Source organism: uncultured Tateyamaria sp., from assembly GCF_947503465.1.
Taxonomy (GTDB): Bacteria; Pseudomonadota; Alphaproteobacteria; order Rhodobacterales; family Rhodobacteraceae; genus Tateyamaria.
Map to the genome: position 1 here is coordinate 961,337 of NZ_CANNDN010000001.1, position 25,420 is coordinate 986,756.

The 25,420-nt window shown below is 62.3% G+C and carries 24 protein-coding genes; 2 read left to right on the forward strand and 22 right to left on the reverse strand.

Features of this window, described 5'->3' with window-relative positions:
- Positions 1-67 precede the first annotated feature (67 nt).
- Positions 68-412 (forward strand): DUF427 domain-containing protein, encoded by a 345-nt coding sequence (locus Q0844_RS04910; RefSeq protein ID WP_299042712.1) that lies wholly within the window; start codon positions 68-70, stop codon positions 410-412.
- On the opposite strand, the gene Q0844_RS04915 is transcribed toward Q0844_RS04910, so the two are convergent.
- The 17 genes from Q0844_RS04915 to Q0844_RS04995 form a co-directional block, all read right to left on the reverse strand.
- A complete protein-coding gene (locus Q0844_RS04915) occupies positions 409-2,097 on the reverse strand; it encodes a chloride channel protein (RefSeq protein ID WP_299042714.1) in 1,689 nt (562 codons plus the stop codon). The genes Q0844_RS04910 and Q0844_RS04915 overlap by 4 nt on opposite strands.
- A gap of 97 nt (positions 2,098-2,194) precedes the next feature.
- Positions 2,195-3,844, reverse strand: coding sequence for a DNA repair protein RecN (gene recN, locus Q0844_RS04920; protein WP_299042715.1), 1,650 nt, complete (start codon positions 3,842-3,844; stop codon positions 2,195-2,197).
- A gap of 43 nt (positions 3,845-3,887) precedes the next feature.
- The gene (locus Q0844_RS04925) at positions 3,888-4,757 is read right to left on the reverse strand and encodes an outer membrane protein assembly factor BamD (RefSeq protein ID WP_299042717.1); all 870 of its coding nucleotides are present in this window, start codon (positions 4,755-4,757) and stop codon (positions 3,888-3,890) included.
- Between the two features lie 108 nt (positions 4,758-4,865).
- The gene (gene lpxC / locus Q0844_RS04930) at positions 4,866-5,789 is read right to left on the reverse strand and encodes a UDP-3-O-acyl-N-acetylglucosamine deacetylase (RefSeq protein WP_299042719.1); all 924 of its coding nucleotides are present in this window, start codon (positions 5,787-5,789) and stop codon (positions 4,866-4,868) included.
- Between the two features lie 198 nt (positions 5,790-5,987).
- Positions 5,988-7,613, reverse strand: coding sequence for a cell division protein FtsZ (ftsZ, locus tag Q0844_RS04935; RefSeq protein ID WP_299042720.1), 1,626 nt, complete (start codon positions 7,611-7,613; stop codon positions 5,988-5,990).
- Between the two features lie 755 nt (positions 7,614-8,368).
- Positions 8,369-9,703, reverse strand: a complete 1,335-nt coding sequence (ftsA, locus tag Q0844_RS04940; protein WP_299042721.1) for a cell division protein FtsA — start codon at positions 9,701-9,703, stop codon at positions 8,369-8,371.
- Between the two features lie 5 nt (positions 9,704-9,708).
- Positions 9,709-10,575 carry a cell division protein FtsQ/DivIB gene (locus Q0844_RS04945; protein ID WP_299042722.1) on the reverse strand — a complete coding sequence of 289 codons (867 nt, stop codon included), beginning with the start codon at positions 10,573-10,575 and terminating at the stop codon, positions 9,709-9,711.
- Positions 10,563-11,483: a D-alanine--D-alanine ligase gene (locus Q0844_RS04950; protein WP_299042724.1), complete on the reverse strand. Its 921-nt coding sequence runs from the start codon at positions 11,481-11,483 to the stop codon at positions 10,563-10,565. Before Q0844_RS04950 ends, Q0844_RS04945 begins: the two co-directional genes overlap by 13 nt.
- A gap of 76 nt (positions 11,484-11,559) precedes the next feature.
- Positions 11,560-12,483, reverse strand: a complete 924-nt coding sequence (murB, locus tag Q0844_RS04955; RefSeq protein ID WP_299042725.1) for a UDP-N-acetylmuramate dehydrogenase — start codon at positions 12,481-12,483, stop codon at positions 11,560-11,562.
- Between the two features lie 31 nt (positions 12,484-12,514).
- Complete coding sequence (locus tag Q0844_RS04960; RefSeq protein WP_299042726.1) at positions 12,515-12,784, reverse strand: hypothetical protein; 270 nt, start codon at positions 12,782-12,784, stop codon at positions 12,515-12,517.
- Positions 12,781-13,029: a DUF2484 family protein gene (locus Q0844_RS04965; protein ID WP_299042727.1), complete on the reverse strand. Its 249-nt coding sequence runs from the start codon at positions 13,027-13,029 to the stop codon at positions 12,781-12,783. The genes Q0844_RS04960 and Q0844_RS04965 overlap by 4 nt, the downstream gene beginning before the upstream one ends.
- Complete coding sequence (locus Q0844_RS04970; RefSeq protein WP_299042728.1) at positions 13,026-13,289, reverse strand: DUF2484 family protein; 264 nt, start codon at positions 13,287-13,289, stop codon at positions 13,026-13,028. Before Q0844_RS04970 ends, Q0844_RS04965 begins: the two co-directional genes overlap by 4 nt.
- Entirely contained in the window at positions 13,286-13,516 is a 231-nt protein-coding gene (locus Q0844_RS04975; RefSeq protein WP_299042729.1) for a hypothetical protein, read from the reverse strand. Before Q0844_RS04975 ends, Q0844_RS04970 begins: the two co-directional genes overlap by 4 nt.
- Positions 13,513-14,919, reverse strand: coding sequence for a UDP-N-acetylmuramate--L-alanine ligase (gene murC / locus Q0844_RS04980; protein WP_299042730.1), 1,407 nt, complete (start codon positions 14,917-14,919; stop codon positions 13,513-13,515). Before murC ends, Q0844_RS04975 begins: the two co-directional genes overlap by 4 nt.
- On the reverse strand, positions 14,916-16,016 hold the full coding sequence (locus tag Q0844_RS04985; RefSeq protein WP_299042731.1) for a UDP-N-acetylglucosamine--N-acetylmuramyl-(pentapeptide) pyrophosphoryl-undecaprenol N-acetylglucosamine transferase: 1,101 nt from the start codon (positions 16,014-16,016) through the stop codon (positions 14,916-14,918). Before Q0844_RS04985 ends, murC begins: the two co-directional genes overlap by 4 nt.
- A complete protein-coding gene (ftsW, locus tag Q0844_RS04990) occupies positions 16,013-17,176 on the reverse strand; it encodes a putative lipid II flippase FtsW (RefSeq protein WP_299042732.1) in 1,164 nt (387 codons plus the stop codon). Before ftsW ends, Q0844_RS04985 begins: the two co-directional genes overlap by 4 nt.
- A gap of 122 nt (positions 17,177-17,298) precedes the next feature.
- Positions 17,299-17,826: a redoxin domain-containing protein gene (locus tag Q0844_RS04995; RefSeq protein WP_299042733.1), complete on the reverse strand. Its 528-nt coding sequence runs from the start codon at positions 17,824-17,826 to the stop codon at positions 17,299-17,301.
- Between the two features lie 106 nt (positions 17,827-17,932).
- Between Q0844_RS04995 and Q0844_RS05000 the strand changes: the two genes are divergently transcribed.
- Positions 17,933-19,099 (forward strand): NAD(P)/FAD-dependent oxidoreductase, encoded by a 1,167-nt coding sequence (locus Q0844_RS05000; protein ID WP_299042735.1) that lies wholly within the window; start codon positions 17,933-17,935, stop codon positions 19,097-19,099.
- Between the two features lie 191 nt (positions 19,100-19,290).
- Here Q0844_RS05000 and murD read toward each other — a convergent pair whose 3' ends face one another.
- The 5 genes from murD to Q0844_RS05025 form a co-directional block, all read right to left on the reverse strand.
- Positions 19,291-20,685, reverse strand: coding sequence for a UDP-N-acetylmuramoyl-L-alanine--D-glutamate ligase (gene murD, locus Q0844_RS05005; protein ID WP_299042737.1), 1,395 nt, complete (start codon positions 20,683-20,685; stop codon positions 19,291-19,293).
- 61 nt (positions 20,686-20,746) lie between these two features.
- Positions 20,747-21,403 carry an SDR family NAD(P)-dependent oxidoreductase gene (locus tag Q0844_RS05010; protein ID WP_299042739.1) on the reverse strand — a complete coding sequence of 219 codons (657 nt, stop codon included), beginning with the start codon at positions 21,401-21,403 and terminating at the stop codon, positions 20,747-20,749.
- Complete coding sequence (gene mraY / locus Q0844_RS05015; RefSeq protein ID WP_299042741.1) at positions 21,403-22,485, reverse strand: phospho-N-acetylmuramoyl-pentapeptide-transferase; 1,083 nt, start codon at positions 22,483-22,485, stop codon at positions 21,403-21,405. The genes Q0844_RS05010 and mraY overlap by 1 nt, the downstream gene beginning before the upstream one ends.
- A 12-nt stretch (positions 22,486-22,497) precedes the next feature.
- Complete coding sequence (gene murF, locus Q0844_RS05020; protein ID WP_299042742.1) at positions 22,498-23,946, reverse strand: UDP-N-acetylmuramoyl-tripeptide--D-alanyl-D-alanine ligase; 1,449 nt, start codon at positions 23,944-23,946, stop codon at positions 22,498-22,500.
- Positions 23,943-25,418 (reverse strand): UDP-N-acetylmuramoyl-L-alanyl-D-glutamate--2,6-diaminopimelate ligase, encoded by a 1,476-nt coding sequence (locus Q0844_RS05025; protein ID WP_299042743.1) that lies wholly within the window; start codon positions 25,416-25,418, stop codon positions 23,943-23,945. Before Q0844_RS05025 ends, murF begins: the two co-directional genes overlap by 4 nt.
- Between the last annotated feature and the right edge of the window lie 2 nt (positions 25,419-25,420).

Consider the following 25,420-nt stretch of genomic DNA (forward strand, 5'->3'; position numbering starts at 1 on the left):
AGGTGTCATTCATCTGTTACACCTGCCCTTCACACGCAAGCGAAGACGCAAGACAGGAGGCTCAGCCATGGCTGATCACATCACGATCCGCAAAGCACCCGGCACGTGGACGGTGCGCGCAGGTGGAGCCGTTCTGGGCGAAAGCAACAACGCGTTGGAGTTGAGCGAAGGTGACTATCCCTTTGTCATCTACTTCCCACGCGACGACATCGCGATGGCGTTTCTGGATCGCACTGACAAGACGACGCATTGTCCGCACAAGGGCGACGCAAACTACTATTCAGTGGTGACAAAGTCGCAGACGCTGGCCAATGCGGTATGGACCTACGAGAGCCCGAAAGACGGAGTTGCACGGATCAAGGACCATCTCGCCTTCTATGCCGGTGACGGGATCACGGTCGAACAGATCTAGCTGTGCTCTTCGGCTGCGGTAGCGGCCAATGCGCGGTTATATGCTTTCAGAGCATCAACATGGAACAAGGCCCCCTGCAATTCAGGGGCTGCATTTTCGCCCGTCAGCGTGACCACCGGGATAAAGGGAACCATCGTGCGATCAAAGATAGGAAGGGCGGCTTCCAGCGTCGCACTCTGATCGACATAGATGCCATCGCCGATCATCTCCCAACAACGGTCCGGGTCCGCCGCGCGCGGGTCATCCAGCTTGCGCATGACGGAACTGACCCGGAACATGGCAAGCAGATAGGCCTGCGGTCCGGCAGCCAGATGTACGCCGCGCCGTTCCAGTTGGGTCAAGAAGAAGGATCTGTCCACCAGGCGCGACGACAGTGCGGTCGACATGGACACGGCCACCATCACTGCAAGACCCGTTTGCCAATCGCCCGTCAGTTCAAACACGATCAGCGTCGTCGATATCGGCGCCCCCAGCACGGCAGCCGCGACCGCCCCCATCCCGGCAAGTGCATAAAGCGTGACAGATCCAGACACATCCGGGAATATGCTTGTGGCCACAAGGCCAAACCCCAACCCCGTCAGCGCCCCGATCATCAGCGATGGGGAAAACACCCCGCCCCCCATGCGCCCGGCCATGGTGATCGCGACGGCAGCAGTTTTCATGACGATGAACACCATCACCTCGTTCAGGGCCAGTTGGCCGGTCAGTGCCATGGAGGTGGTTTCGTAGCCGACCCCGATGATATGGGGATAAAAGATTGCCATTCCGCCCAAGAGCGCGCCCGCAACCGCCGGGCGCAGCCACCGGGGCATGCCGGTACGTCGCTGAAAGCTGGAGCCGATATCATCTGTCCAGAAGATCGCGCGCATCAACACAACAGCCACCAACCCGCACATCAGCCCCAAAAGAAGAAACGCAGGCAGTTCCTGATAGAACACCAGCTCGTTCGTTTCAGGGGCCATGAATTCGGTCACATCCCCAAATTCAAGCCTGTTGATGACCGTGCCCGCGACCGACGCGATGACGATGGGCGCAAAGGCGTGCACCGCAAAATGGCGCAACACCACTTCGAGGGCAAAAAGCGCCCCCGCAATGGGCGCGTTGAAACTGGCCGACACCGCGGCGGCGACTGCACATCCCAGCAGGTCGCGCCCCGTGACCCCATCTGCCTTTATGAACCGACACACCTTGGTAGAGATGACGGCGGCAATGTGAACGACCGGCCCTTCCCGTCCGGTTGAGCCGCCCGTGGACAGGGTGATGAAGCTGGCAAAGGCCGACGCGACGCCCGCGCGCGTACCAACCCGCCCGTCCCGCAGTGCTGCGCCTTCAATCACATCCGCGACGCTGCGTGCGACACCGTCCTTGGTGAAGTGGTGCAGGATCAACCCGGTGCACAGCCCGCCCACGATGGGGATGACAAGGATGTAGTACCATGGCAGCGACGACGCGAAGCTATGCAGGTATTGTACGTCCTCTGTGCCATACAACCACGCCTGCAACGCCTCGATCCCCTTGCGGAAAAACAGGGCGGCAAAGCCGGCGGCGATCCCGATGGCAAGGGCAATGAACCAGAATTGCAGTTGGTTCGGCCCCCGGTGCCGAAGCACATGCCAGCCGTCCTTGCACGCGGTGACCGCGAGGTCGAGTTGCTGGGTCAGGATCGATCGATCGGAGGCGGACATGGGGGCCGGGCTGCAAAAAAATGTGGCCCGTCAATGGGTACGCCCTTTGCTGCGGACGCGAAAGCCCCCGTGTTGTCACAGGCGTGCGACTGTGACCCTAACCGCTCAGAAGCGCGCGCGCAGCACCGCGCGCTTCGTCCGTGATGGTATCACCGGCCAGCATACGGGCAATTTCGTCCACACGGTCGGGCATATCCAGAGGCACCACCTCGGAAGTGGTCATGCCCTTGCTCACTTGCTTTTGCACCCGCCAGTGATGCGCGCCCAAGGCCGCCACCTGTGGCGAGTGTGTGACAACCAGCACTTGGCCCGTCTCTGCAATCTGGCTGAGCCTGCGCCCGACAGCATCGGCTGTCGCCCCGCCGACGCCGCGGTCAATCTCGTCAAAGATCATAGTCAGGCCGGTCTGCTCACGCGTCAGACACACCTTGAGGGCCAGCAGGAACCGGCTGAGTTCACCGCCTGACGCAATCTTGTTCAGCGGCCCTGCTGGCGCGCCGGGGTTTGTCGCAACGGTAAAGGCCACCGCGTCGCGCCCGTCGGGCCCGGGATGATCATCAGTGATCCGGGTTTCAAACACCGCTCGCTCCATCTTGAGAGGGGCAAGTTCGGTCATCACCGCCTTGTCGAGCGCCTTGGCAGACTTTCGACGGGCCGCGCCCAGCTTCTCCGCTGCGCTGTCATAGGCGGTCTCGGCCTCGCTGACCGCAGCGCGCAACCGGCCCAGGTCGGCGTCGCCTGCATCAAGGGCGGACAGTTTGGAACGCAACCCCTCAGCAAAGGAGGTAAGGTCGTCCGGGATGACACCATGTTTGCGCGCCAATCCGCGAATGGCAAAAAGTCGCTCTTCCGTATCTTCCAACTCAGATGGATTGAAGGTCAGGGTATCGAGGGCCGCAACAATGCCATCCGTCGCCTCGTCCAGTTCGACCATGGCACGAGCAAGCGCAGCGAGCGGGACATCCAAGGTCCCTTCGGCGCTTTCTGCCACGCCATCCAACCATCGAATGGCATCGCTCATCGCCCCTTCAGCCCCGTCGTGGCCCAAAATCTGGTGCGCACGCTGTACGTCTTCGCGGATGCGTTCGGCCCCCTGCATCAGCCTGCGCCTGGTATCAAGCTCGGCCTCTTCGCCCGGTTGGGGGTCGAGCGCATCAAGTTCGGCCACCGCATGGCGCAAGAACTCTTCTTCCTCGCGAATGGCAGCCATCGCGGCCTCGGCTTCGGCCAACGCCTTGCGGGCCTGCCCCATGGCCCGCCACGCTTTGCGGGTCTTGTCGCGTGCGCCGTCAAGCCCGGCAAACTCGTCAAGAATGGCGCGATGACCGCGCGGGTTCAAAAGACCCCGATCATCGTGCTGCCCGTGCAGTTCGATCAACGTATCCGACAGGGCACGCAGTACTTCACCCGAACAGCGGCGGTCATTGACCCATGCCGTCTTGCGCCCGTCGGCAGAGTTGACGCGGCGCAGTATCAATTCATCATCGGCGGGCAGACCCGCCTCCTCTAGCACGGCACGGGCCGGATGACCCGCAGGCAAATCGAACCAGGCTGTGACCTCACCCTGTGCCGCGCCCTGTCGGACCAGATCGGCCCGCCCGCGCCAACCCAGCACGAAGCCAAGACTGTCCAGAAGGATGGATTTTCCTGCGCCCGTTTCGCCCGTCAGTACGTTCAGCCCCGGCTGGAAATGCAATTCCAACCGGTCGATGATCAGCATGTCGGAAATGTCCAACCCACGCAGCATCAGCGGCCCCTCGAAAAACGCAACGCGCGCAGCGCCGTGGCGATCAGAGCCACCGGCCCTTGATCATCTGGCGATAGATTTGCGCCAGCCAGTTGTTGCCACGGGCGTTCGGTTGCAGTCCCTGCCCGGTCAGCAAATTGAAACTGTCCTGATACCATTCGGTGGACTGGTAATTGAAACCCAGGATCGCACCGGCAGTCTGTGCTTCGTCCGTCAGTCCCAGGGACAAGTACGCTTCGACAAGACGGTGCAGCGCCTCGGGCGTGTGGCTTGTGGTCTGGAAGTCCTCGACCACGACACGGAACCGGTTTATGGCAGCGCTGAAATTGTCCCGGCGCAGATAGAAGCGCCCGATTTCCATTTCCTTGCCCGCCAGATGGTCAAAGGCGAGGTCGAATTTCAGAATCGCGGACTTGGCATATTCGCTGTCGGGATAGCGCTCGATCACTTGGCGCAACGATTGCAGTGCCTGGAAGGTCAGCCCCTGATCCCGGCCCACTTCGTCAATCTGGTCGTAGTAGCTAAGCGCCAGCAGATACTGCGCATAGGCCGCATCATCATCATCTGGGTAGAAGTCGATGAACCGTTGCGCCGCGGAGCGGCTGTTGGGATAGTCCTTGTCGCGATGATGGGCAAAGGCCTGCATGATCAGCGCCCGGCGGGCCCAGTCGGAATATGGGTAAAGACGCTCGATTTCCGAGAAGTAAAAAGCCGCTTCGGGCAGATCGCCCTGTTCCAATTCGAATTCACCGCGCTCAAAGATCTGCTGGGCCGTAAAGTTCTCAAGCGGCACTTCCTGACGATTGAAGAAACCGCCCGTAGTCGGACGCCCGTTCCCGTTGCCGCAGGCTGCAAGCAACGCCGTGATCGTGACCACGGCCGTCAGTCGCACGATGGATTTTCCGCGGATCATCCCTTGCCACCCCCAAGATGCTTTGGCACCGCCCATTTTGGGCTGTTTGCCCGTCTCTAGCACAAAGTTTTGGCGGGGTGAAATGACGATTTGCCCGGTTCTCGCAGTTCAGGCGACCTGGGGGATTTCATCCCAGACCAGGCCCGCGCCCGGCAGGCGTTCTGCCATGTCTGTATCGCATGTGACCATGCGAACCGCATCGGGTGTCGCAAAGAGCGCGCGCAGCAATTGGTTGGTCAACGTGTGCCCTGCCCGGACGCCGGTATAGTGACCAAAAACAGGCGCGCCAGCCAGCGCCAGATCACCCAGCGCATCCAGCATCTTGTGGCGCACCGGTTCATCTGCGTGGCGCAGGCCGCCCGGGCTGGATACCTTGTCGCCGTCAAACACAACCGCGTTCACACCGGGGGCACCGCCCAGCGCCAGACCATTGGCCTGCATGTTTGTCACGTCATCTTGACGGCAGAACGTGCGACTGTCGCTCAGCTCGCGCGCGAAGCTGCCGTTGGACATGTTCAGGGACTTGGACTGACGACCAATGGCTGCGTCCGCAAAGTCGATGTGGAAATCGATCCGCATCACGTCAGATGGTGCGATGGTTGCGGTCGCGTCCCCTTGGGTGACAGTGACCGACTTGAGCACTTCGAATGCGCGTACACGCGCCGGCAAGCGCCGCAGGCCACGTTGCATGATGCCGCGAACAAACGGCAGGGCCGATCCGTCCACGATCGGCACTTCCGGGCCGTCAATCTCGATCAGCGCATTGTGCACGCCACAACCCGCAACGGCCGCCATGATGTGTTCGACGGTGCCAACGGATACGCCCGCGTCATTCACAAGCGTCGTGCACAGCGGCGATTGACGCACCGCATCAAAGCGGGCGGGGATCAACGCATCGCGGTCGGTGATGTCTGTACGGCGGAACCAGATACCGTGTTCAGCCATGGCAGGGCGAATTGTCAGTCGGGCAGGCTTGCCGGAATGCAGGCCGCATCCGGTAAACACCACAGGTCCTTTGACAGTTGCTTGCACGGGCCCCACCCATCACAGTTTTGTAACATCTTGAGAGCTAAGGGGCTGGGGCCAAACACTCAACTCACTCTTTGCAACGGTCTGAAACATGGTTGTAACAGGTGCGCGGCAAAGCGCCCACACATTGGTAAGATTATGAAAAACAACACAAAAAGGGGCCGCCCCATGGCAGCCCCTGCATTTGTTTGTGACCGAAATTTAGTTCGCTTGACGGCGCAGGAAGGCCGGAATTTCGATCCGTTCCTGGTCCGGATCAGCTGCTTCCGCCGGACGCGGCGCCGGTGCCGGCGCTGGCGCAGCGCCGCGACCTTGCACCGGAGGCTGCTGGCGTGCGGGCCGGTCCGCAGCTGGCGCGCCCTCGGCCGTGCCCGTCATGCGGTTGATCAGCGAATTGATCCCAAAGCGCGGCTTGTCCGCCGGTGTGGCATCTGTGGCCGTGGGCTGCTGCTGCGCTGCGGCGGCGGGTGCTGCCTTTTGTGTCGCGGCGCGCAGGCGGGCCAACGCTTCGGGCGACGGCGTGCCGGGCGCAGGCGCGCGGGGTGCAACGAACTCTTCGGCGGCGGGTTCCGGCGTCGGCTCGAATGCGGCAACCTGTGGCTGGTATGCAGGCGGCGGCAGATCATCCTGCGCGGCGGCCGGTGTGTCGTCCGCAAAAATGTCTTCTGCCATGTCCGCGGCTGCTGCCCGTTCCACATCCAGACCCTGGAACAGCGATGGCTCTTCGGCGGCAGCGGCCACCGGGGCCGGTGCAGGCTCGGGCATTTGTGCAGGGGCCGGAGGGGTTTCGTCCATCGCGACCGGCGGCGTCAACGGTGCCGCCATCGACCGGCGCGGCACCGGGATTTCGGAATTTACGTCGCTTGCGTCTATGCCAGTCGCCACAACGCTCACACGCATCATGCCTTCCATCGCCGTGTCGAGGGTCGAACCCACAATGATGTTGGCGTCCGGGTCCACCTCTTCGCGGATTCGGTTGGCCGCTTCGTCCAGTTCGAACAGGGTCAGGTCGTGGGCGCCGGTGATGTTGATCAGAACACCTTTGGCACCGCGCAGCGAAATCTCGTCCAGCAGCGGGTTGGCGATGGCTTTTTCTGCGGCCTGGATGGCGCGATCTTCGCCATCGGCCTCGCCCGTGCCCATCATCGCCTTGCCCATTTCGTCCATCACGGCACGCACGTCCGCGAAATCGAGGTTGATCAGGCCGGGACGCACCATCAGGTCAGTCACGCCCTTCACGCCCTGATACAGGACATCGTCAGCCATACTGAACGCTTCGGTAAAGGTCGTCTTTTCATTGGCCAGGCGGAACAGGTTCTGGTTCGGGATGATGATCAGCGTGTCGACCATCTTTTGCAGCGCATCCACGCCGTCCTCGGCCTGGCGCATACGCTTTGCGCCTTCGAACTGGAAGGGCTTGGTCACGACACCGACGGTCAAAACCCCCAGCTCGCGTGCGGCTTGCGCGATGATCGGCGCAGCGCCTGTGCCCGTTCCGCCGCCCATACCAGCGGTGATAAAGCACATGTGGGCACCTGCAAGGTGGTCCACGATCTGTTCAATTGATTCTTCGGCAGCGGCGGCGCCGACTGAGGCGCGTGCCCCGGCCCCCAAACCTTCGGTGACCTTGATCCCCAGCTGGACCCGATTTGTCGCAGCGGACTGTTGCAGCGCCTGCGCGTCGGTGTTGGCGACAACGAAATCAACGCCATCCAGTTGTTTTTCAATCATGTTGTTGACGGCGTTGCCACCTGCGCCACCGACACCGAATACGGTGATGCGCGGTTTCAGCTCGTCATGGCCGGGCATGGAGAGGTTCAGGGTCATGGGTCAGGTCCGCCTGTCTGGTTTGCCGCATTCGCGGGTGTTTTTGTGCCTAAATCCCCGCAATCTTAGCGTTTCAACGCCCCAACGTCACCCACAAATCGCAGATTTACCGCAAAATATGGCCATATTTGGTCGGCCAGTCGCAAAATTTCGCCGAAGTGCGGACATCTTGGGGGTCAGCGCCACGATGACACAAGCAAGCGCAATGTGCCCGCAGCAAGCGCGAGCGAAACAAATGGTCTGGTGCAAACTGCTCGGTCTGCCATGTGATGCGGTCTGCCTTGTGCCGCGCGCCTCTTTCGGGCGTTGGTCGCAGCATGATCAATAACGCCCTGACAATCAAGCGATTCTCTAGCTCAATGGCACCTCGGGACAGCCCAAATCCTGGCCATCGAACTGCGCAACAAGCACCGATCCGAAGATGCGCCCGACCCCAAGTGACATAAGCGTGCCATCCAGATCGAACACGGACCAGCAAACCGGTTCTGACTGATCAAGGCCCCGGTACAAAAAGCATAGCAAACCGTCAGGTGTCGTGATTTCCCCGTATACGCATTTGTTTTCCGGGCCGCGCCATACGGACAAGCGCGGCGACAAAAACTGCTCGACCCCGACAAGTTCCCCTGTCGTCTGCCTGTAAAAGGACACGGTCTTCCCATTGACCCTTTCCAGAAAGTCTTCAGGCGTGATGCGATCTTGCGCCGCGCAGGGCAGTGCACATGCCAGCCAGCAGGCACTTATTTTCAGGAACCGCTTCACCAGTTGTCGCGGAACCACTTGACCGCGCGGCGCAGGCTTCGCGCGGGATAGCGATCCGCCGGGATGTCGAAATCCCACCACTCATCCTGCGGATGTGCCGCAAACAGGGCCAGCCCCACCGCAGAGGCAAAACCTGGCCCGGTCGCCGCCTGCGGCAGCCCGTGCACGCGCAGCGGACGCCCCAGGCGCACCTGCTGCCCCAGAATTTTGGAGGCCAGCCCATCAAGGCCCGGAATCTGGCTGCCCCCGCCCGTCAGCACGATCTGTTGACTGGGCAAATGGTCAAAGCCTGCGGCATCCAGACGGGCGCGTACTTCTTCCAGTATTTCCTCCACACGGGGGCGCATGATACCGATCAGTTCCGCGCGGCTGGCCGTGCGGCGGTCATGCTCGTAATCGCCCGTATCACCGCCAATCTCGATCATCTCGCGGTCGTCCATGCCGGTCGCGTGCACGCCTCCGTAAAACGTCTTGATCCGCTCGGCGTTGGTGGTCGGCACCTGCAGGCCCATGGAAATGTCGCTGGTGACATGATCGCCGCCCATACGCACCGCATCACCGTAAATCATGTGCTTTTTGATGAAGATCGATACGCCGGTCGATCCACCTCCCAAGTCGATGCAAGCGGCGCCCAGTTCCTGTTCATCCTCGACAAGGGCCGCAATACCCGACGCATAGGCAGACGACGCGATACCCGCTAGTTCCAGGTCACAGCGCTTGATGCAATGCGCCAGGTGCTGCACGGCAGACGCCTCGACCGTCAGCATATGCAGGTCCACGGCCAATTCGTTGCCCAATTGGCCGCGCGGATCCGACAGGCCCGACCGGTGATCAAGCGCAAAATTCACAGGCTGCGCGTGTAGCACCTCGCGCCCGTCACCATAATCCGGCACATCACAGCGCGACAGCACACGCGCCACATCCTGTTCGGTGACCACGTCGCCATCCAGGTCAAGGCGGGCGTCCAGCCCATAGCTGCGCGGTTCGGCCCCGGCAAAACACGCGATGACGTGATCCACGCGGATGCCGGCCATTTTCTGTGCGGCCTGCAGCGCCGTGCGAATGGCGCGTTCGGTTTCCTGCATGGCGCAAATCTCGCCAAAGCGGACACCGCGCGACCGCGTGGTTGCGGCCCCGATAACGCGAAACCCCGACTGACCGGCCAGCGATCCGATCTCGCCCTCTTCACCCAATTTGGTAGTGCCGTCAAAACGCAGGACAAGGCAGGCGATCTTGGAACTGCCAACGTCAAGAATGGCGACCACCCCACGTTGCATCGCGATCTTGCGCATGTTCCGCATGCTGCGCTGGCTGGCGTAAAGGTCAGTCATAATTGTCACTCGGTCCCGGAATTCAACTGTCTGATGCGCCACCATTCTTCGGTGGAGTGGTCTGTCATGCGTACGGTGGGGCGGTCAGGCAGACGCAGGTCGATGCGCGCAATGTCGCGTTTCAACACCTCGTCCACACCATCAAGGGCGATCACCCGGTCCAGCGCCTGCACGGCATTTTCGGTGGGCAGCATGATGCGCTGGCTGCGATCCAGCACCACATCCCAACGCCGGTCACCCAGACGGACGAGGCCACGCAGACGCTTGCCCAATGGCGCACCGGCGGCAATAAGGTCCAACGCCTCGCCCACATGGCTGGCGGCCCCTTCCCCGGCGATTACCGGTAGATCAGGACGCAGGCTGCGCCGTGCAATCGTGCGCACATGGGCACCCTCGGCATCAATCAGGGTCAGACCATCGGGGCGGCGCCAAATCGCGACGGGGATCCGCGGCGTGATATCGACCTGCAACACACCACCCGGACGGATACGTACGGACACCTCTTTGACCGGAGGCATTTCCAGCACCGTGGCCCGGATCGCCGCCGGGTCCAGATCAAAAGATGAAATCGGAAAATCAAGCGGGACGGCCACGCGCACCGCTTCGGACAGTTCAGTGTCCGCGCCGTCTATCGCCATCAGGTTAACCATGAATTCCGGGCGCTGTTCGATGCTGGCGCGGGCCTCGGCCACGGTGGCCTGGATTGCGGCCTGCGTGTCGGGATCCGACAACCACCAGCTCGCCCCGCCAAAGCAAAGGGCAAAGGGGATACCAGCCCGCAGCATCAGCCGGATGCCCGGTGTCAGCATCATGCGCTGCAAGCGCCATGACCAGCGCGACGGTGCGGGATCGGAACGCTTCACCGCTGGCATGATGCGTCCTCAACCATCCAGGCGCACAATTCGCCAAAGGAGACACCCGCCGCCTGCGCCTGTTCCGGCGTCAGCGACGTCGCCGTCATGCCCGGCTGGGTATTTGTCTCCAGCAGGATCAAACCGTCGGCACCCTTGGTTTCGTCCCAGCGAAAGTCGGTCCGACTGACACCCCGGCACCCCAGCGCATTATGGGCCCGTATGGCATAGTCGAGGCACAGCTCAGTGATTTCGGTTGGCACATCGGCTGGGATCACGTGGCGCGAGCCGCCCGGCTTGTACTTGGCGTCGTAATCATACCAGCCATCGGTGATGATGTCCGTCACCCCCAAGGCCTGGTTCCCCATCACGGTCGTGGTCAATTCGCGGCCATGAGCGAAGGCTTCGACCATGACGAAGTCGGGCATATCCGCATCCAGCACGGGCGGGCTGTTGGCGCCCTCATCCACAAGATAGACACCGACACTCGACCCTTCGTTGTTCGGCTTCACGACATAGGGCGGTAGCATCGCATGGGCTTGCATCACCTCGGCCTTGGACCGGATCACGCTGTCGACCACCGGCAACCCGGCCGCCCGGTACACGTCCTTGGTACGCTGCTTGTCCATCGCCAGCGCCGAGGACAGCACGCCAGAGTGCGAATAGGGAATGCGTAGCCACTCCAGAATGCCCTGCACACAACCATCTTCGCCCCAGCGGCCATGCAGGCAATTGAGAACGGCGTCCGGCGCGATGTCCTGAAGAACAGCACTCAGGTCGGGGCCCGCGTCGACCTCGATCACCTCGTACCCCATATCCCTCAGCGCGGCTGCGCAGGCCTGTCCTGTTGACAACGACACCTCGCGCTCAGCCGAGGGGCCACCCAATAACACCGCAACTTTGGAACGTCTGCCCGACTGTTCCGCCATGTGCCTCTAAGTCCCGGAGCCCTTTTCCGGGCCCTCGAATTATCGCCGATTTTCGGCCTGTTCCGCGGCGCGTTCCCTAATCCGGTTCGCCGATCCGCATAATTTCCCATTCTAGCGTGATGCCGCTGGAATCGTAAACCTTTTTTCGCACCTCTTCGCCCAACCCTTCAAGGTCAGCGGCAGTTGCGTCCCCGGTATTGATCAAAAAGTTCGAGTGCTTCTCGCTCATTTGTGCGCCGCCGCGGCGGGCACCGCGCAGACCAGCATCGTCAATGACCTTCCAGGCCTTCAGGTCATGCACGTCATCCGCCTTACCGGTAGACGAGAACCCCGCCGGATTGCGGAACGTGGACCCCGCGCTCCGGTCCTTGGTGGGTTGCGTCGCATCCCGCTTGGCCAGCTGGTCGGTCATCCGCGCGTGCAGCGCCTCGGGGTCGCCCTTGGGCCCGCGCAGGGTCACATGGGTCAGCACCGCGCCTTCGGGCACATCGCTTTGGCGGTAGCGGAAATTCAGATCGTCTGCCTTTAACGTCGCAGGCGTGCCATCACGCAGGATGACATGCGCCGCAACGAACACATCTGCTGTGTAACTGCCGTAGCAGCCCGCATTCATTCGAACTGCGCCGCCGACCGCACCGGGAATGGTCCGCAAAAAGGTCAGGTCCACACCTGCATCGGCCGCCTTGCGCGCCACATGCGCGTCCAGCGCCGCAGCGCCTGCGGTCACGGTATCGCCGTCAATCTCGATCGCATTGAACCCGCGCCCCAGTCGGATGACAACCGCGCGCAGCCCCCCATCCCGGACAATCAGGTTGCTGCCCACGCCCATGGGAAAGACCGGCACGGCCGCATCAAGGGCGGACAGAAACGCGCTCAGATCGTCCACATCCGCAGGCTGGAACAGCCAATCCGCCGGACCGCCCACACGCAGCCAGGTCAGGGCAGACAGGTCCTTGTTCGCGGTCAGGGTTCCGCGCACGGGGGGCAGGTCAAAGCTCATGACGTCGCAATGCCGCCCTGTGCGGCAGAGGTCAAGCCGCGGTGTCGCGTTTGCGGAACAGCCATCGCAAGACAGCGCCGCCCAAAAGCCCCGACGCCATCGGCACGGCGACCAGATAGGTCGCCACGATGGTCGCAAAGCCGTCGCCGGGCAACATGTCTGGTGCCAATCCCACCCAGATCACTGCGGCCACAAGCACAAGGAAAAGGCCCACAAGGCTGCGCAGCATAAAGCGCGACGCCAACGACCAACCCGCAACAATGCCCAAGCCCAATGCGGTCAGTGCGATCACATACATCATCGGATCATCCTCCCCTTGATCCAGCGGCTCAGGTAGATCACCGGCCAGCGCAGAACGCTCATACCTGCCACCATGACCAGAATGCCGGCCCACGGCCCGTGTTGCCAGGTGACATAGCCGATGATCGGAATGCCAATGGCGATCAGGATGTAAGCATTTGTCCAGTGGCTGTCTTTGCTGGGCATCATCGCCAGCACGTTCGCCACAATGCCCCAAAGGCAGGCAAGGATAAGGGACGGGCTCATGAGCGCAGCTCCGGTGGAAGTTGTGGGTTCTGGCCACGGGCCTTGGCCCACAGGTAACGCAGCGGGTTGCGGAACATCGACACGAAGGCGGCCAGGGCCAAAAGGCCCGCCCACCACGCGACGCTGATCCCGACCCAAAGGATCAGAAGCGGGGCTGCAATCAGCAGCGCGATGCCCGGAAAATATTGTTGCCGCATGGGCAACATCGCAACGATGGTTGCAGCAAAAACCCAGGCGATACAGGCCCAAAGCAACATCATCCGCGCCCTCCGACCCATTTGCCGGCGGTCCAGCCCAGCATAAGCGCAAGCGCCATGGGCCCTGCAAAGAACAGCGGTGATCCCGGGCTGCCTGCAAAAAGGTTGTACAGGCTGAGAACAACGCAGATCAGTACCAGCACACCCAGCACCATCGAAAGGTTGCGCATCCGCAGGATGATACCCAACGGCAGCATCAACAGGATGAAGATGATGACAAGTGTGGTCATGCGGCCCCCTTGTGCAACCGCGCGGGCAACCCATTGGCCCAGGCGCTGATCGACCCGGCCCCAAGGCAGACAACCATATCGCCGGGACGTGCCTGTTCGCGCACCAGACGCTCCAGATCGTTCTCGTCCACCACCGCGCGAGCGTGACGGTGGCCATGACGGATCAGGCCCGCCACCAGATCATCGCGGCTGGCGCCTTCGATCGGGTCCTCTCCGGCGGCAAAGACATCGCCAATACCCACGACATCCGCGTCGTTGAAACATGAACAAAAGTCTTCAAAATGATGATGCAGTCGCGTGTAGCGGTGCGGCTGGTGGACGGCGATAACGCGGCCTGACGTGGCTTGGCGCGCAGCTTTCAACACGGCGGCAATCTCGGTTGGATGGTGGCCGTAGTCGTCGATGATCGTAATACCCTCAACCTCGCCCACACGGGTAAACCTGCGGTTAACGCCGCCGAAATTGGCCAGAGCGGTGCGGATCTCATCCGCCTTCATCCCCAGATGACGCGCCACAGCGACCGCGCTCAGCGCGTTCGACACATTGTGGTCCCCGGGCATCGGCAGGCTGCAGTCCTCGATCACCTGATCTTCGGCCTGTAGCGCGATGTCGAAATGTGCCACACCGTTTTCATAGGTCAGGTTCATGGCGCGCACATCGGCCTGGGCGTTGAATCCATAGGTCGTTACGCGCCGGTCGGTGATCTTGCCCACCAACGCCTGCACATCCGGATCATCGGTGCAGCACACGGCCAGACCGTAGAACGGGATGTTCGACACAAAGTCATAAAACCCCTGATGCAGTGCCTCCTCAGTCCCCCAATGCTCCATATGCTCCGGGTCGATATTGGTGACGATGGCAATGGTCGCGGGCAGCCGATTGAAGGTGCCGTCGCTCTCGTCCGCCTCAACCACCATCCACTCGCCGTCACCCTTGCGCGCGTTGGAGCCATAGGCATGGATGATGCCACCATTCACGACCGTCGGGTCGAACTTGCCCTCATCCAGCAGGGCGGCAACCATGGTGGTTGTCGTTGTCTTCCCGTGTGTCCCCGCCACGGCAATGTTTGACCGCAGGCGCATCAGCTCGGCCAACATCTCGGCCCGGCGCACGATGGGCAGGCCCCGCGCGCGGGCGGCGTCCAGTTCGGCGTTGCCCGGCTTGATCGCGGAGGAAATCACGACAACCTCTGCGCCTTCCACGTTCTTGGCGTTCTGGCCCACGAAAATATGTGCGCCCAACTCCTGCAACCGGTCCGTTATGGCCGTGCGCTTCAGGTCAGACCCCTGCACAACATAGCCGTGGTTCAACAATACCTCGGCAATACCGGACATCCCGATCCCGCCGATACCGACGAAATGAATGGGGCCCACGTCTCCGGGCAGTTTGGTTGCAGCATTCATGGGGCAGTCCCTTTCTGTGCGAGGGTTTCGACCATATGGACAAGGTGTTCGGTGGCGTCTGGCTTGCCGACGCTCAGCGCGGCCTGCGCCATCTGCAATGCGCCATCCGGATTGTCCAGCACAGCGTTGATCTGGGCCGTGACGTTTTCCGGCGTCATCTGGCTTTCCGGGATCAGTATAGCGGCGCCCGCATCCACAAGGCCGCGTGCATTCGCAGTCTGATGATCTCCGGTCGCCGCAGCGTACGGGATCAGGATTGAAGGTCGACCAATCACCGAAATGTCCGCGACCGAAGACGCGCCAGACCGCGATATGATCAATTGCGCCTCGGACATGCGGCGCGGCACGTCATGGAAAAAGGGCTGCACATCGGCATTGATACCGCATTCGGCGTAAAAAGCGCGCACGCGGTCTTCATCCTCGCCCCGGGCCTGATGGCTGACACGGACATTCCGAAGGCGGTCCATCGACAGGCTGGCAATGGCGGGCGGGATCACATCCGACAGGATGCGCGCGCCCTGACTGCCGCCAATGACCAAAATCTCCATCGGATAGTCGCCGGGCTGAATATATCCTGCCCCTGCCCGTTCCAGCACTGCACCGCGCACCGGATTGCCGACATGGGCACTCTCGACACCTTCGGGCAAATCCGTCGGCCATGTGCCACAGGCCACCGCATCGACCCGTTTGGCCAGCATCTGGTTCACGCGCCCCAACACACCGTTCTGTTCATGGATCATGCGGGGCAGGCGCAGAACCGTTGCAGCAGCCATGGCTGGAATGGTGGGATACCCGCCAAAGCCCACAACGACCACGGGCTTGTCACGCATCAGTTTCAAGGTCGCGCCGACAACGCCCGCCGCAATGCGAAACGGCACCGCAGCTTTCGCCAGCAGGCCGCCCCGGGCAAAGGTTGCGGACGATACCTGCTCGATTTCGGTGGTGTGGGGAAAGCCGCCGGTATAGCGCGCGCCACGGGCGTCAGTGCTCAGCTTCACCCGCCAGCCGCGCGCCAGCATCGCCTCGGCCAGCGCCTGGGCCGGAAACATGTGCCCGCCCGTGCCGCCCGCCGCAATAAGGAGAAGCGGTCGGCTCATCTGCGGCGCCCCAGGAGATCGGAAATCTCGCCTTGTGGGCGGCTGCGGGTGAAGGCCAGCAACATTCCGACGGCAATGCCCGAGGCAATGACGGAGGAGCCACCATAGCTGACAAATGGCAGCGTCATGCCCTTGGCGGGCAAAAGGCGCACAGCCACGCCCATATTGATCATCGCCTGCACGCCGAACATGCAGGCCAGACCCGTACCTGCGAGGCGAATAAAGGGGTCACGTTCGCGCACCAGACGCAGCAGCGATCGCACCACGATGCCAGTGTACAGCGCGATGATGCACAGCACGAGGATCAGGCCATATTCTTCGGCCGCAACCGCAATGATGAAATCCGTGTGCGCGTCCGGCAACGACCACTTCACCTGCCCTTCGCCCACGCCGACACCAAACAGTCCGCCCTCTTGGATCGCGTTGGTGGCATAGCCCAGCTGTGTACGTGGATCGACGTCCGGGCTTAGAAACCCGTCGATGCGGCGGGCAAAGTGTTCGGAATTGGAATACGCAATTGTGCCGCCAAACACGACCAACCCGGCCATGCCCACCAGCAAGATCATCGGCGCGCCGGCCACGAAATACATGACGCCCCAGCCAAAGAGCACCAGACAGGCCTGACCAAAGTCCGGCTGCAAGGCCAGCATCAACACGATGGAAATGCACAAGGCAAAGGACCACGTGCGTCCGGGAGGGCCGTTCAAATCCTGACTGGCCGCCAACATCCACGCCGCAGCCACGACAAAGCCGGGCTTCAAAAACTCGGACGGCTGAACAGACGCAAATCCAAGCGAATACCAGCGCACAGCCCCCTTGCCAAAGTCGGTGCCGAAGAAGGGCAACATCGCAAGCGCCACGAACGACACCAGAAAGCCCAGCACCGCCAGACGGCGCACAACGACAGGCGACATCATCGACGTGATGATCATGACGATCAGTGCCAGCACGCCAAAAAACGCCTGACGCGTCACATAGTGAAACGGGGGAAAGCCGTTCTTTTCGGCCAGAGGCACCGACGCTGCAAAGCCAAGCAAGAGGCCGATGGCAAACAGGAACAACACACAGCTCAACGACCACTTGTCGACTGTGCGCCACCACTTTGGAAGAATGGGTTCGCCGTCCCGCACCGGGACCGCGCCATAGACCATTTCAGTCATGATCTGCCGCCTTGCTGCCTGTCTCTGCCTCATGCCGCCGGTTGATCCGAACGTGCATGGGACGCAGCATAGCGCCAAATAGATGCGCGGGCCAGCCTTAGTTTACTGGCCCGCAGGCAACGTTACGCCGCCTTGTGTGTACCCCGGATCGGGTAGTCATTGGCGCGAATGAACTTGATGCCGTTCAGCACCCCCTGCAAGTCCGGACGCAGGAAAGGCGCGTTCGACACGTCCACCATCTGGATGGCCCCGTCCCCGTTCACCACGAACAGGCCAGGCTCCGGGAACGGACGGTCGGTTTCCTGCGGGCTGCGCGGGTCCGACACGTATACACCCAGCGCTTCCATCTGCGCCACGGACAGGTCATAGCCCATCGCCAAACGCAGCCCCTTCTCGTCGGCCATGGCCTTTGCCTTGGCTTCGGGGTCTCCCGACACCACGACGACATCGACACCGGCCTCGCTAAAGTCGCCTTCCATCTCCTGCAGCTGCGCCAGGTACTTTTTGCACAGCGGGCAATGCAGGCCGCGATAAACGATGACAAGCTGCCAGTCGTGCCCGCCCTGCGGTGCCCCCAGTGTCAGCGTTCCGCCACCAAGTTTGGCAACATCCAGTTTCGGAAAAGCAGAGCCAGCGGCCAAAGCAGTCATGTCCAGTATCCTGTAATTGGGTTCGTTACGTGCGAGGTAAGCGCGAGGTCGTCGCGCACAACCCCACCGGGTTGACCCTTTCTGTGCGATGCTGCACGGGGACGTCATGGATTTCGATACGCTTGTCATAGGGGCCGGGGCCGCCGGAATGATGTGCGCCGCCCACGCGGGCGGCCGCGTCCTGCTGGTCGATCACGCCAAATCCCCGGGCGAGAAGATCCGCATCTCCGGCGGCGGCCGGTGCAATTTCACCAACCTGCATTGCGACGCACATGCCTTCATCAGCGAGAACCCGCATTTCGCCAAGTCCGCCCTCGCCCGCTATACCCAATGGGATTTCATTGCGCTGGTGGACCAGCACGGCATCCCGTGGCACGAAAAAACACTGGGACAGCTGTTCTGCAATACATCTGCCAAGGACATCATCGCGATGCTGCGCAGTCTCATGCAGGCCGCGGGGGTCGAGCTGCATTTGCAAACAGAGGTGACCGCATTTGCAAAGCGTAACGAAGGGTTCACCTTCACACTCAACGGCACCCGCACCCTGACTGCGCGCAACGCCGTGATCGCCACGGGGGGCAAGTCCATCCCCAAGATGGGTGCCACCGGCTTTGCCTACGACATCGCGCGCCAGTTCGGCCACCGGGTCACATCCACGGAACCGGCCCTTGTGCCCTTCACCTTCCCCGATCGCCGCTTCGCCGATATTTCCGGCGTGGCCTGCCCGGCCCGCGTGACGGCAAGCGGCCCCGCGTTTGACGAAGCGCTGCTTTTCACCCACCGGGGCCTGTCGGGCCCCGCGATCCTGCAAGCCTCAAGCTATTGGGAGGCGGGAGAAGCGATCACCGTACACCTCGTCCCGGACACAGACCTGGCAACCATCCTGCGCGACAAACGTACCAGTGACGGCAAAAAGGCCCTTACCACCGAACTGTCCCGCCACCTGCCCGCCCGGCTTGTCGATCACCTGAGCACCCAGTTGGACCTATCGGGTCGATTGGGCGATCTCTCGGACACGCGCATCGACGCGCTCACCCACGACCTCAGCCACTGGCACCTCATCCCCGGCGGCACGGAAGGTTACCGTACCGCCGAGGTGACACGCGGCGGCGTTGCCACGGACGGGATCAGTTCAAAATCCATGGAATCCCAAACCATTCCCGGCCTCTACTTTATCGGCGAAGCACTTGACGTCACCGGCTGGCTCGGCGGCTACAACTTTCAATGGGCCTGGTCCTCGGCCATGGCCGCCGCCCGGCATCTCGGCAATTGATCTCTGGCACGACGTCGCACTTGCAGAAGACAAACCGCAATTTGGGCGTGCCGCGCCTGACGTGAACCTCAGGCGACGGCGCACCTGAACACCTCACCCAGCGGTTGCCCGGACAGCCGCAACCATCCCGTCTTGGTCAGTGTGAAGCGGCAATGCAAAAAATGTCGTGCGCCGTCAGGCGCGCAATTGGATCACAGCCGGACGGTCACCTGCGCGACGAAATCCTCGCCGCGCCGCTCGAAACTGTCATACTGGTCAAAACTGGCGGCCGCCGGAGCCAACAGGACCACATCGCCCGCCTCGGCATCGGCCATCGCGGCGGCAACGGCATCCGCCATGGTGCCACATACCTGTGCGTCGACATGCAACTGCATGGCGATTTGTGCAGCTTCACGGCCGATGACGTAAGCTTTTTTCACCCCGCCCATCGCCGCATTCAGTGGCTCCAAGCCGCCTTCCTTCTGTAACCCACCGCAAATCCAGCGAATGTTGTCAAAAGCGGCCAGCGCTTTGGCTGCGCTGTCCACATTTGTGGCCTTACTGTCGTTCACGTATCGCACGCCCGCAGCTTCGGCGATGGTCTGGCTGCGATGCGGCAAACCATCAAAACTGTGGAAGGCCTGTTCAATAACCTTGGGGTCGATCCCGACCGCACGGGCTGCCGCATAGGCACAACAGGCATTTTGGTGATTGTGCGCGCCTGGCAGGCCCGCAACATTCCGCAAGTCGATGGAAGCCACCTGGCGCCCCTTGCGCTGCTCGGACAGAAACCCTTTTCTTGCAAAGACCTGCCACCCCGGACCGGTCAGCTTTTGATCGGCGGACACACGGATCACGCGGTCATCTGTTGGCCCTTCCGACAATTGACCGGCCAGAAACCGCCCTTCGTCCTCATCCACACCGATCACGGCCCGGTCCGGTCCGCCTTCTGCGAACAGGCGCCGCTTGGCGGCAAAGTACCCCCCCATACCCGCATGCCGGTCCAGATGATCCGGCGTCAGGTTGGTGAACACGGCCACATCCGGCGTCAAGCTGCGCGCCAGATCGGTCTGGTAACTTGACAGTTCCAGCACCACGACCTCGCCGTCATGGGGCGGGTCGATGTCAAGGACACCACGCCCGATATTGCCCGCCAATTGGCTGGGCCGCCCCGCCACTTCCATGATGTGATGGATCAGGGCGCATGTGGTGGATTTGCCGTTTGACCCGGTCACCGCGATCACCCGCGGCGCCGTGTCGAAACGGTGCCAGTCCGACGTTGCAAAGGACTGGAAGAAGAGGCCAATGTCATTGTCGACGGGCACACCCGCTGCCCAGGCCGCCGCTATGACCGGGTTCGGTACGGGATAAAGATGCGGAATGCCGGGGCTGACGATCAGGCGTGCGATGTCATCGAAGGCGCCCTGTTTCCTCAGGTTGAGGCAGGTGAACCCCTCCTCGGCGGCGCGCGCCTGCGCGTCCGGATTGTCGTCCCAGCACACCGGCGTCGCACCGCCTGCGGCCAGCGCGCGTGCAGCGGACAGGCCCGAACGGCCCAGCCCCAGCACGGCCACGCGCGCGCCGGTCAGACCCAGGACCGGGATCATAGCATTGCGCCCTGGGGGCTCTGCCCCCAGACCCCCGAAGTATTTCCGGCCAGAAGAAGCATCACCACGCCTTTTCCTGGCGATCGCGGAAAAACCTGCCGGTCACCTCGCCCGGCGCATCAAGGGCAAGCCAGATGGCCGTGTCGGCCCCCTGTTCGGGTGTACGCGGCGCAGCGCTGCCCCCCATCCGGGTGTGTACCCAACCGGGGCACATCGCGTTGATGCTGACATTCTTGGGCAAGTCGCGCGGGAGCGCATAGCTCAGCGCATTCAGCGCCGCCTTGGCCACCCCATAGCCGCCCGGACCTTCCATGCCTTCATCATACGCCCCCCAGCCGGAGCTGACATTTATGATCCGCCCCTGCCCGGTCTGCGCCATGTGCGGCAGGCACAGCAGGATCAATTCGAAAGGCGCGTGGAACATCACCTGCATGGACCGGCGCACTCCGTCGGGATGCGCGATCATGCTGTCTTCGATCAGGATGCCCGCATTGTTGATCAGAACATCGACGCCGCCCGCAGCCTTGACCGCCGGGGCAAAGGTGTTCGGTACTTCAAGATCCAGATGGACCCAGTCGCACCCGAGCGCTAGCGCGGCTTTGGCCCCTGCCTCCGCATCGCGTGCCCCGATCACGACGTCGCTGCCGCGGGCCAGCAGCCCCTGTGCCATGGCATAGCCAATCCCGCGATTGCCACCCGTGACCAGAACGCGCGGCATCACCGCACCTTCAACGTGGCAAGGCCGATCATCGCCAGGATCAGCGAGATGATCCAGAACCGGATCACGATCTGCGGCTCTGCCCACCCCTTCTTCTCATAATGGTGGTGGATCGGTGCCATCAGGAACACGCGCTTGCCTGTCCGTTTGAAATAGAGCACCTGAATGATGACCGACAGCGCCTCGACCACAAACAGGCCGCCCACGATGGCAAGCACCAGTTCGTGCTTGGTCACCACCGCAATCGCACCCAGCGCACCGCCCAGGGCCAGCGACCCGGTATCACCCATGAAAACCGCCGCAGGTGGCGCATTGTACCACAGGAACCCCAATCCCCCGCCAAACAGAGCAGAGGTGAAGATCAACAATTCGCCCGTGCCCGGCACGTAATGCACATCCAGATATTCGGTAAAGTCGACCCGTCCCACGGCATAGGCAATGATGCCCAGCGTGCCGCCCGCGATCATCACCGGCATGATCGCCAGACCGTCCAGCCCGTCTGTCAGGTTGACCGCATTGGCCGATCCGACAATCACGATGATCGAGAACGGGATAAACAGAAAGCCAAGGTTGATCAGCAGGTCCTTGAACACTGGGACTGCCAGCTGGTTCTGCAACGCGTCGGGGTGACTGAGCGTCGCGAAATACGCCGCAAGCGCGGCAATGACGAAGCCCAGGAGAAGCCGTACCTTGCCCGGCACGCCCGCCGTGGTCTGCTTGGACACCTTGGCATAGTCATCCGCAAAGCCGATCAGCGCGAAGGCCAGCGTCACCCCCAGCACGATCCACATGAACGGATTGTCCCAGCGGGCCCACAGCAATGTCGATGTCGCCAGCGCACCTACAATCAGCAGCCCGCCCATGGTGGGCGTTCCTGCCTTGGCAAAGTGGCCTTCGGGACCATCATCGCGGATCGGTTGGCCCTTGCCCTGCGTGCGCCGCAACACCGCAATCAACGGTCGACCAAACAGAAAACCAAAGATCAGGGCGGTCAGAAATGCGCCCCCGGCGCGGAACGTGATGTAGCGGAACAGGTTGAAAAAGTCCCCGCCATCCGAAAGTGCCGTCAACCAATAGAGCATGCCTGCCTGTCCCTACGCTTTATCTTGTGGGTCTTCGCCCTTATCCACCGGATGGCCCATTTTGCGGATCGCGTCAACGATCACGGCCAGTTTCATACTGAGCGATCCCTTGGCCAGCACCACATCCCCGCTGTCCAGACGGCGCGGCACCTGTGCCGCCATCTCGTCCGAGGTTTCGGTCCAGAGCCCCTGTTTCTCGGACGGCAGCGCATCGTGCAGGTGCTTCATCAGGGGGCCAATGCAATGCACCACGTCCAGCGCGTTCACCGCGTTCAGCCCGGCCAGCTCTGCATGCATGGCGGGGCCATCCGCACCCAATTCCTTCATGTCGCCGACAAAGGCGATGCGCCGCCCCTTGCTGACCCGCCCGATGTCATGGGTCACCTCGGCCGCCGCAAGGACGGTCAACGCCGCTGCCATGGATGTGGGATTGGCGTTATAGCTGTCGTCGATCAGTTCAAGGGTCATATGCGTTTCAACAGGGTCCAGCGTGATCACCTCGCGTGCGCCCCGGCCCTGATAGGGCGACCATCGGCCAAGCGATTGCGCTGCCAGCGCAAGATCGGCCCCCAAGGCCTCGGCAGCGGCCAGCGCCCCCAGCCCGTTCATCGCATAGTGCTTGCCCACCGCCCGGATCTTGAACAGCAGCGGCGCTTCGTGCGCCTCGGCCTGGACCACGGTGGTGTCACGCAGCAGATCCACGGATTTCAGTTTGAAATCAAACCCATGCTCACCAAAGCCGATGTCGCGTCGTTTCACGTCATGCGCCTTGGCCTGGAGGATGGCGGCAGTGGAACAATCGTTGTTCAGGACAGCTGTGCCGCCAAATTCCAATCCCTCCAGGATCGACGCTTTTTCAACGGCGATCCCTTCAATGTTCTCGAACGCCTCAAGGTGCGCCGCTGCAACGGTCGTGATCATTGCCACATGCGGGCGGGTCATCTTCGCCAGCGGCGCAATCTCTCCGGGGTGATTCATCCCGATCTCGATCACCGCGTATTTCGTATCGGCAGGCATCCGGGCCAATGTCAGTGGCACCCCCCAGTGATTGTTGTAGCTGGCGACACTGGCATGCGTGCGGCCCTGATCCGACAAGACAGCGCGCAACATTTCCTTGGTCGAGGTTTTGCCGACAGACCCGGTGATCGCCACAACGCGCGCCATCGTCCGGGCGCGGGCCGCCATGCCCAAGGCTTCCAAACCGCGCAATACGTCATCGACGATCAAGAGCGGTGCGTCCTCGGCGACACCGTCGGGCACATGTGTGACCAGCGCGGCCGCCGCCCCCTGTTCCAGTGCCTGCGCAACAAAATCATGCCCGTCCCGGGCCGCTTTGAGTGCAACAAAAAGATCACCGCGCTGCAATGTCCGCGTGTCGATGGACACACCGGTCGCCGCCCATTCTGTTGTGGCGGTCCCGCCTGTGGCGGCCACAGCGTCCGCCGCGCTCCAAAGTGTCATGTCAATCGTCCTTCAAGTGCGGCCACGGCCACGCTGGCCTGCTCCACATCGTCAAACGGCAACACGTCGTCGCCAACGATCTGCCCCGTCTCGTGCCCTTTGCCCGCGATCAGCAGGGCGTCCCCGGGTCCCAGCGCGTCTACGGCCCGCAAGATCGCTTCGGCCCGGTCGCCCACCTCGGTGGCCTCCGGGCAGCCTTCCATCACCGCCGCACGGATCAGCGCAGGGTCTTCGGAGCGGGGATTGTCATCGGTGACAAAGACGATGTCAGCGTTCTGCGCCGCCGCCTGCCCCATCAACGGGCGCTTGCCTGCGTCCCGGTCACCGCCCGCCCCCACAACCGCAATCAGGCGGCCCATCACATGCGGGCGCATCGCCTTGAGCGCGGTCGCCACGGCGTCAGGGGTATGGGAATAGTCGACAAAGACAGCCGCACCATTCTCGCGCGTGGCGGCCAGCTGCATACGGCCCCGCACGGTGCCCATATGAGACAGGGTCTCGAACACGCGCGCTGGTTCGGCCCCGCACGCAATCACCAGACCACAGGCCAGCATGACATTGTCAGCCTGAAATCCACCGATCAGCGCCAAACGGGCGGTATGGGCCTTGCCGGCATACTCGAACCGCACGTCCTGTCCTGTCGCATCAAAGCGCTGCGCGGTCAGGCGCAAATCGCCCCCATCGCGGCCCACGGCAAGAACGGTCTGGCCCCGCGCCCGCGCAATGGCCGCCATGTCGACACCGCGCGCGTCGTCCATATTGATCACGGCGATCCCATCGTCGGGCAGCACGCGCGCGAACAGGCCCGCCTTGGCGTCGAAATACGCCTCGAACGTCTTGTGATAATCCAGATGATCCTGGGTAAAATTCGTAAACCCGGCCGCTTTCAGCGTAACGCCATCCAGGCGACGTTGATCAAGCCCATGAGACGACGCTTCCATCGCCGCGTGGGTGATGCCGTTGGCTTTCGCCTCGGCCAAGGTCCGGTGCAATGTGATCGGCTCGGGCGTGGTGTGGGCCAAGGGTGCCGTCCACGCGCCCTCGACACCGGTTGTCCCAAGGTTCACCGCAGGGAGGCCCATCTCGATCCAGATCTGCCGGACAAAGGTGGACACCGATGTCTTGCCGTTTGTACCGGTCACCGCAACCACGTTTTCGGGTTGTCCACCAAACCAAAGGGCGGCTGTCCGGCTCAGAACCTCGCGCGGGGCATCCGTCACGACCACGGCCACATCGGTCAGCCAGTCCGTGGCCAGTGCCGCCCCTTCGGCATCGGTCAACACGGCAGTGGCGCCCATCCGGACGGCGTATTGAATGAACTCCGCCCCATGTACCCGGCTGCCGGGCATCGCGGCGAATAGAAACCCGTCCTTCACCTCGCGGCTGTCGACGGCAATGCCGGTGATGTCCGGGTTGGCCCCACCCCGGGCCGTCAGGCCCAGCGATGAAAGTGATCGTGCCTGCCCGCCCATGT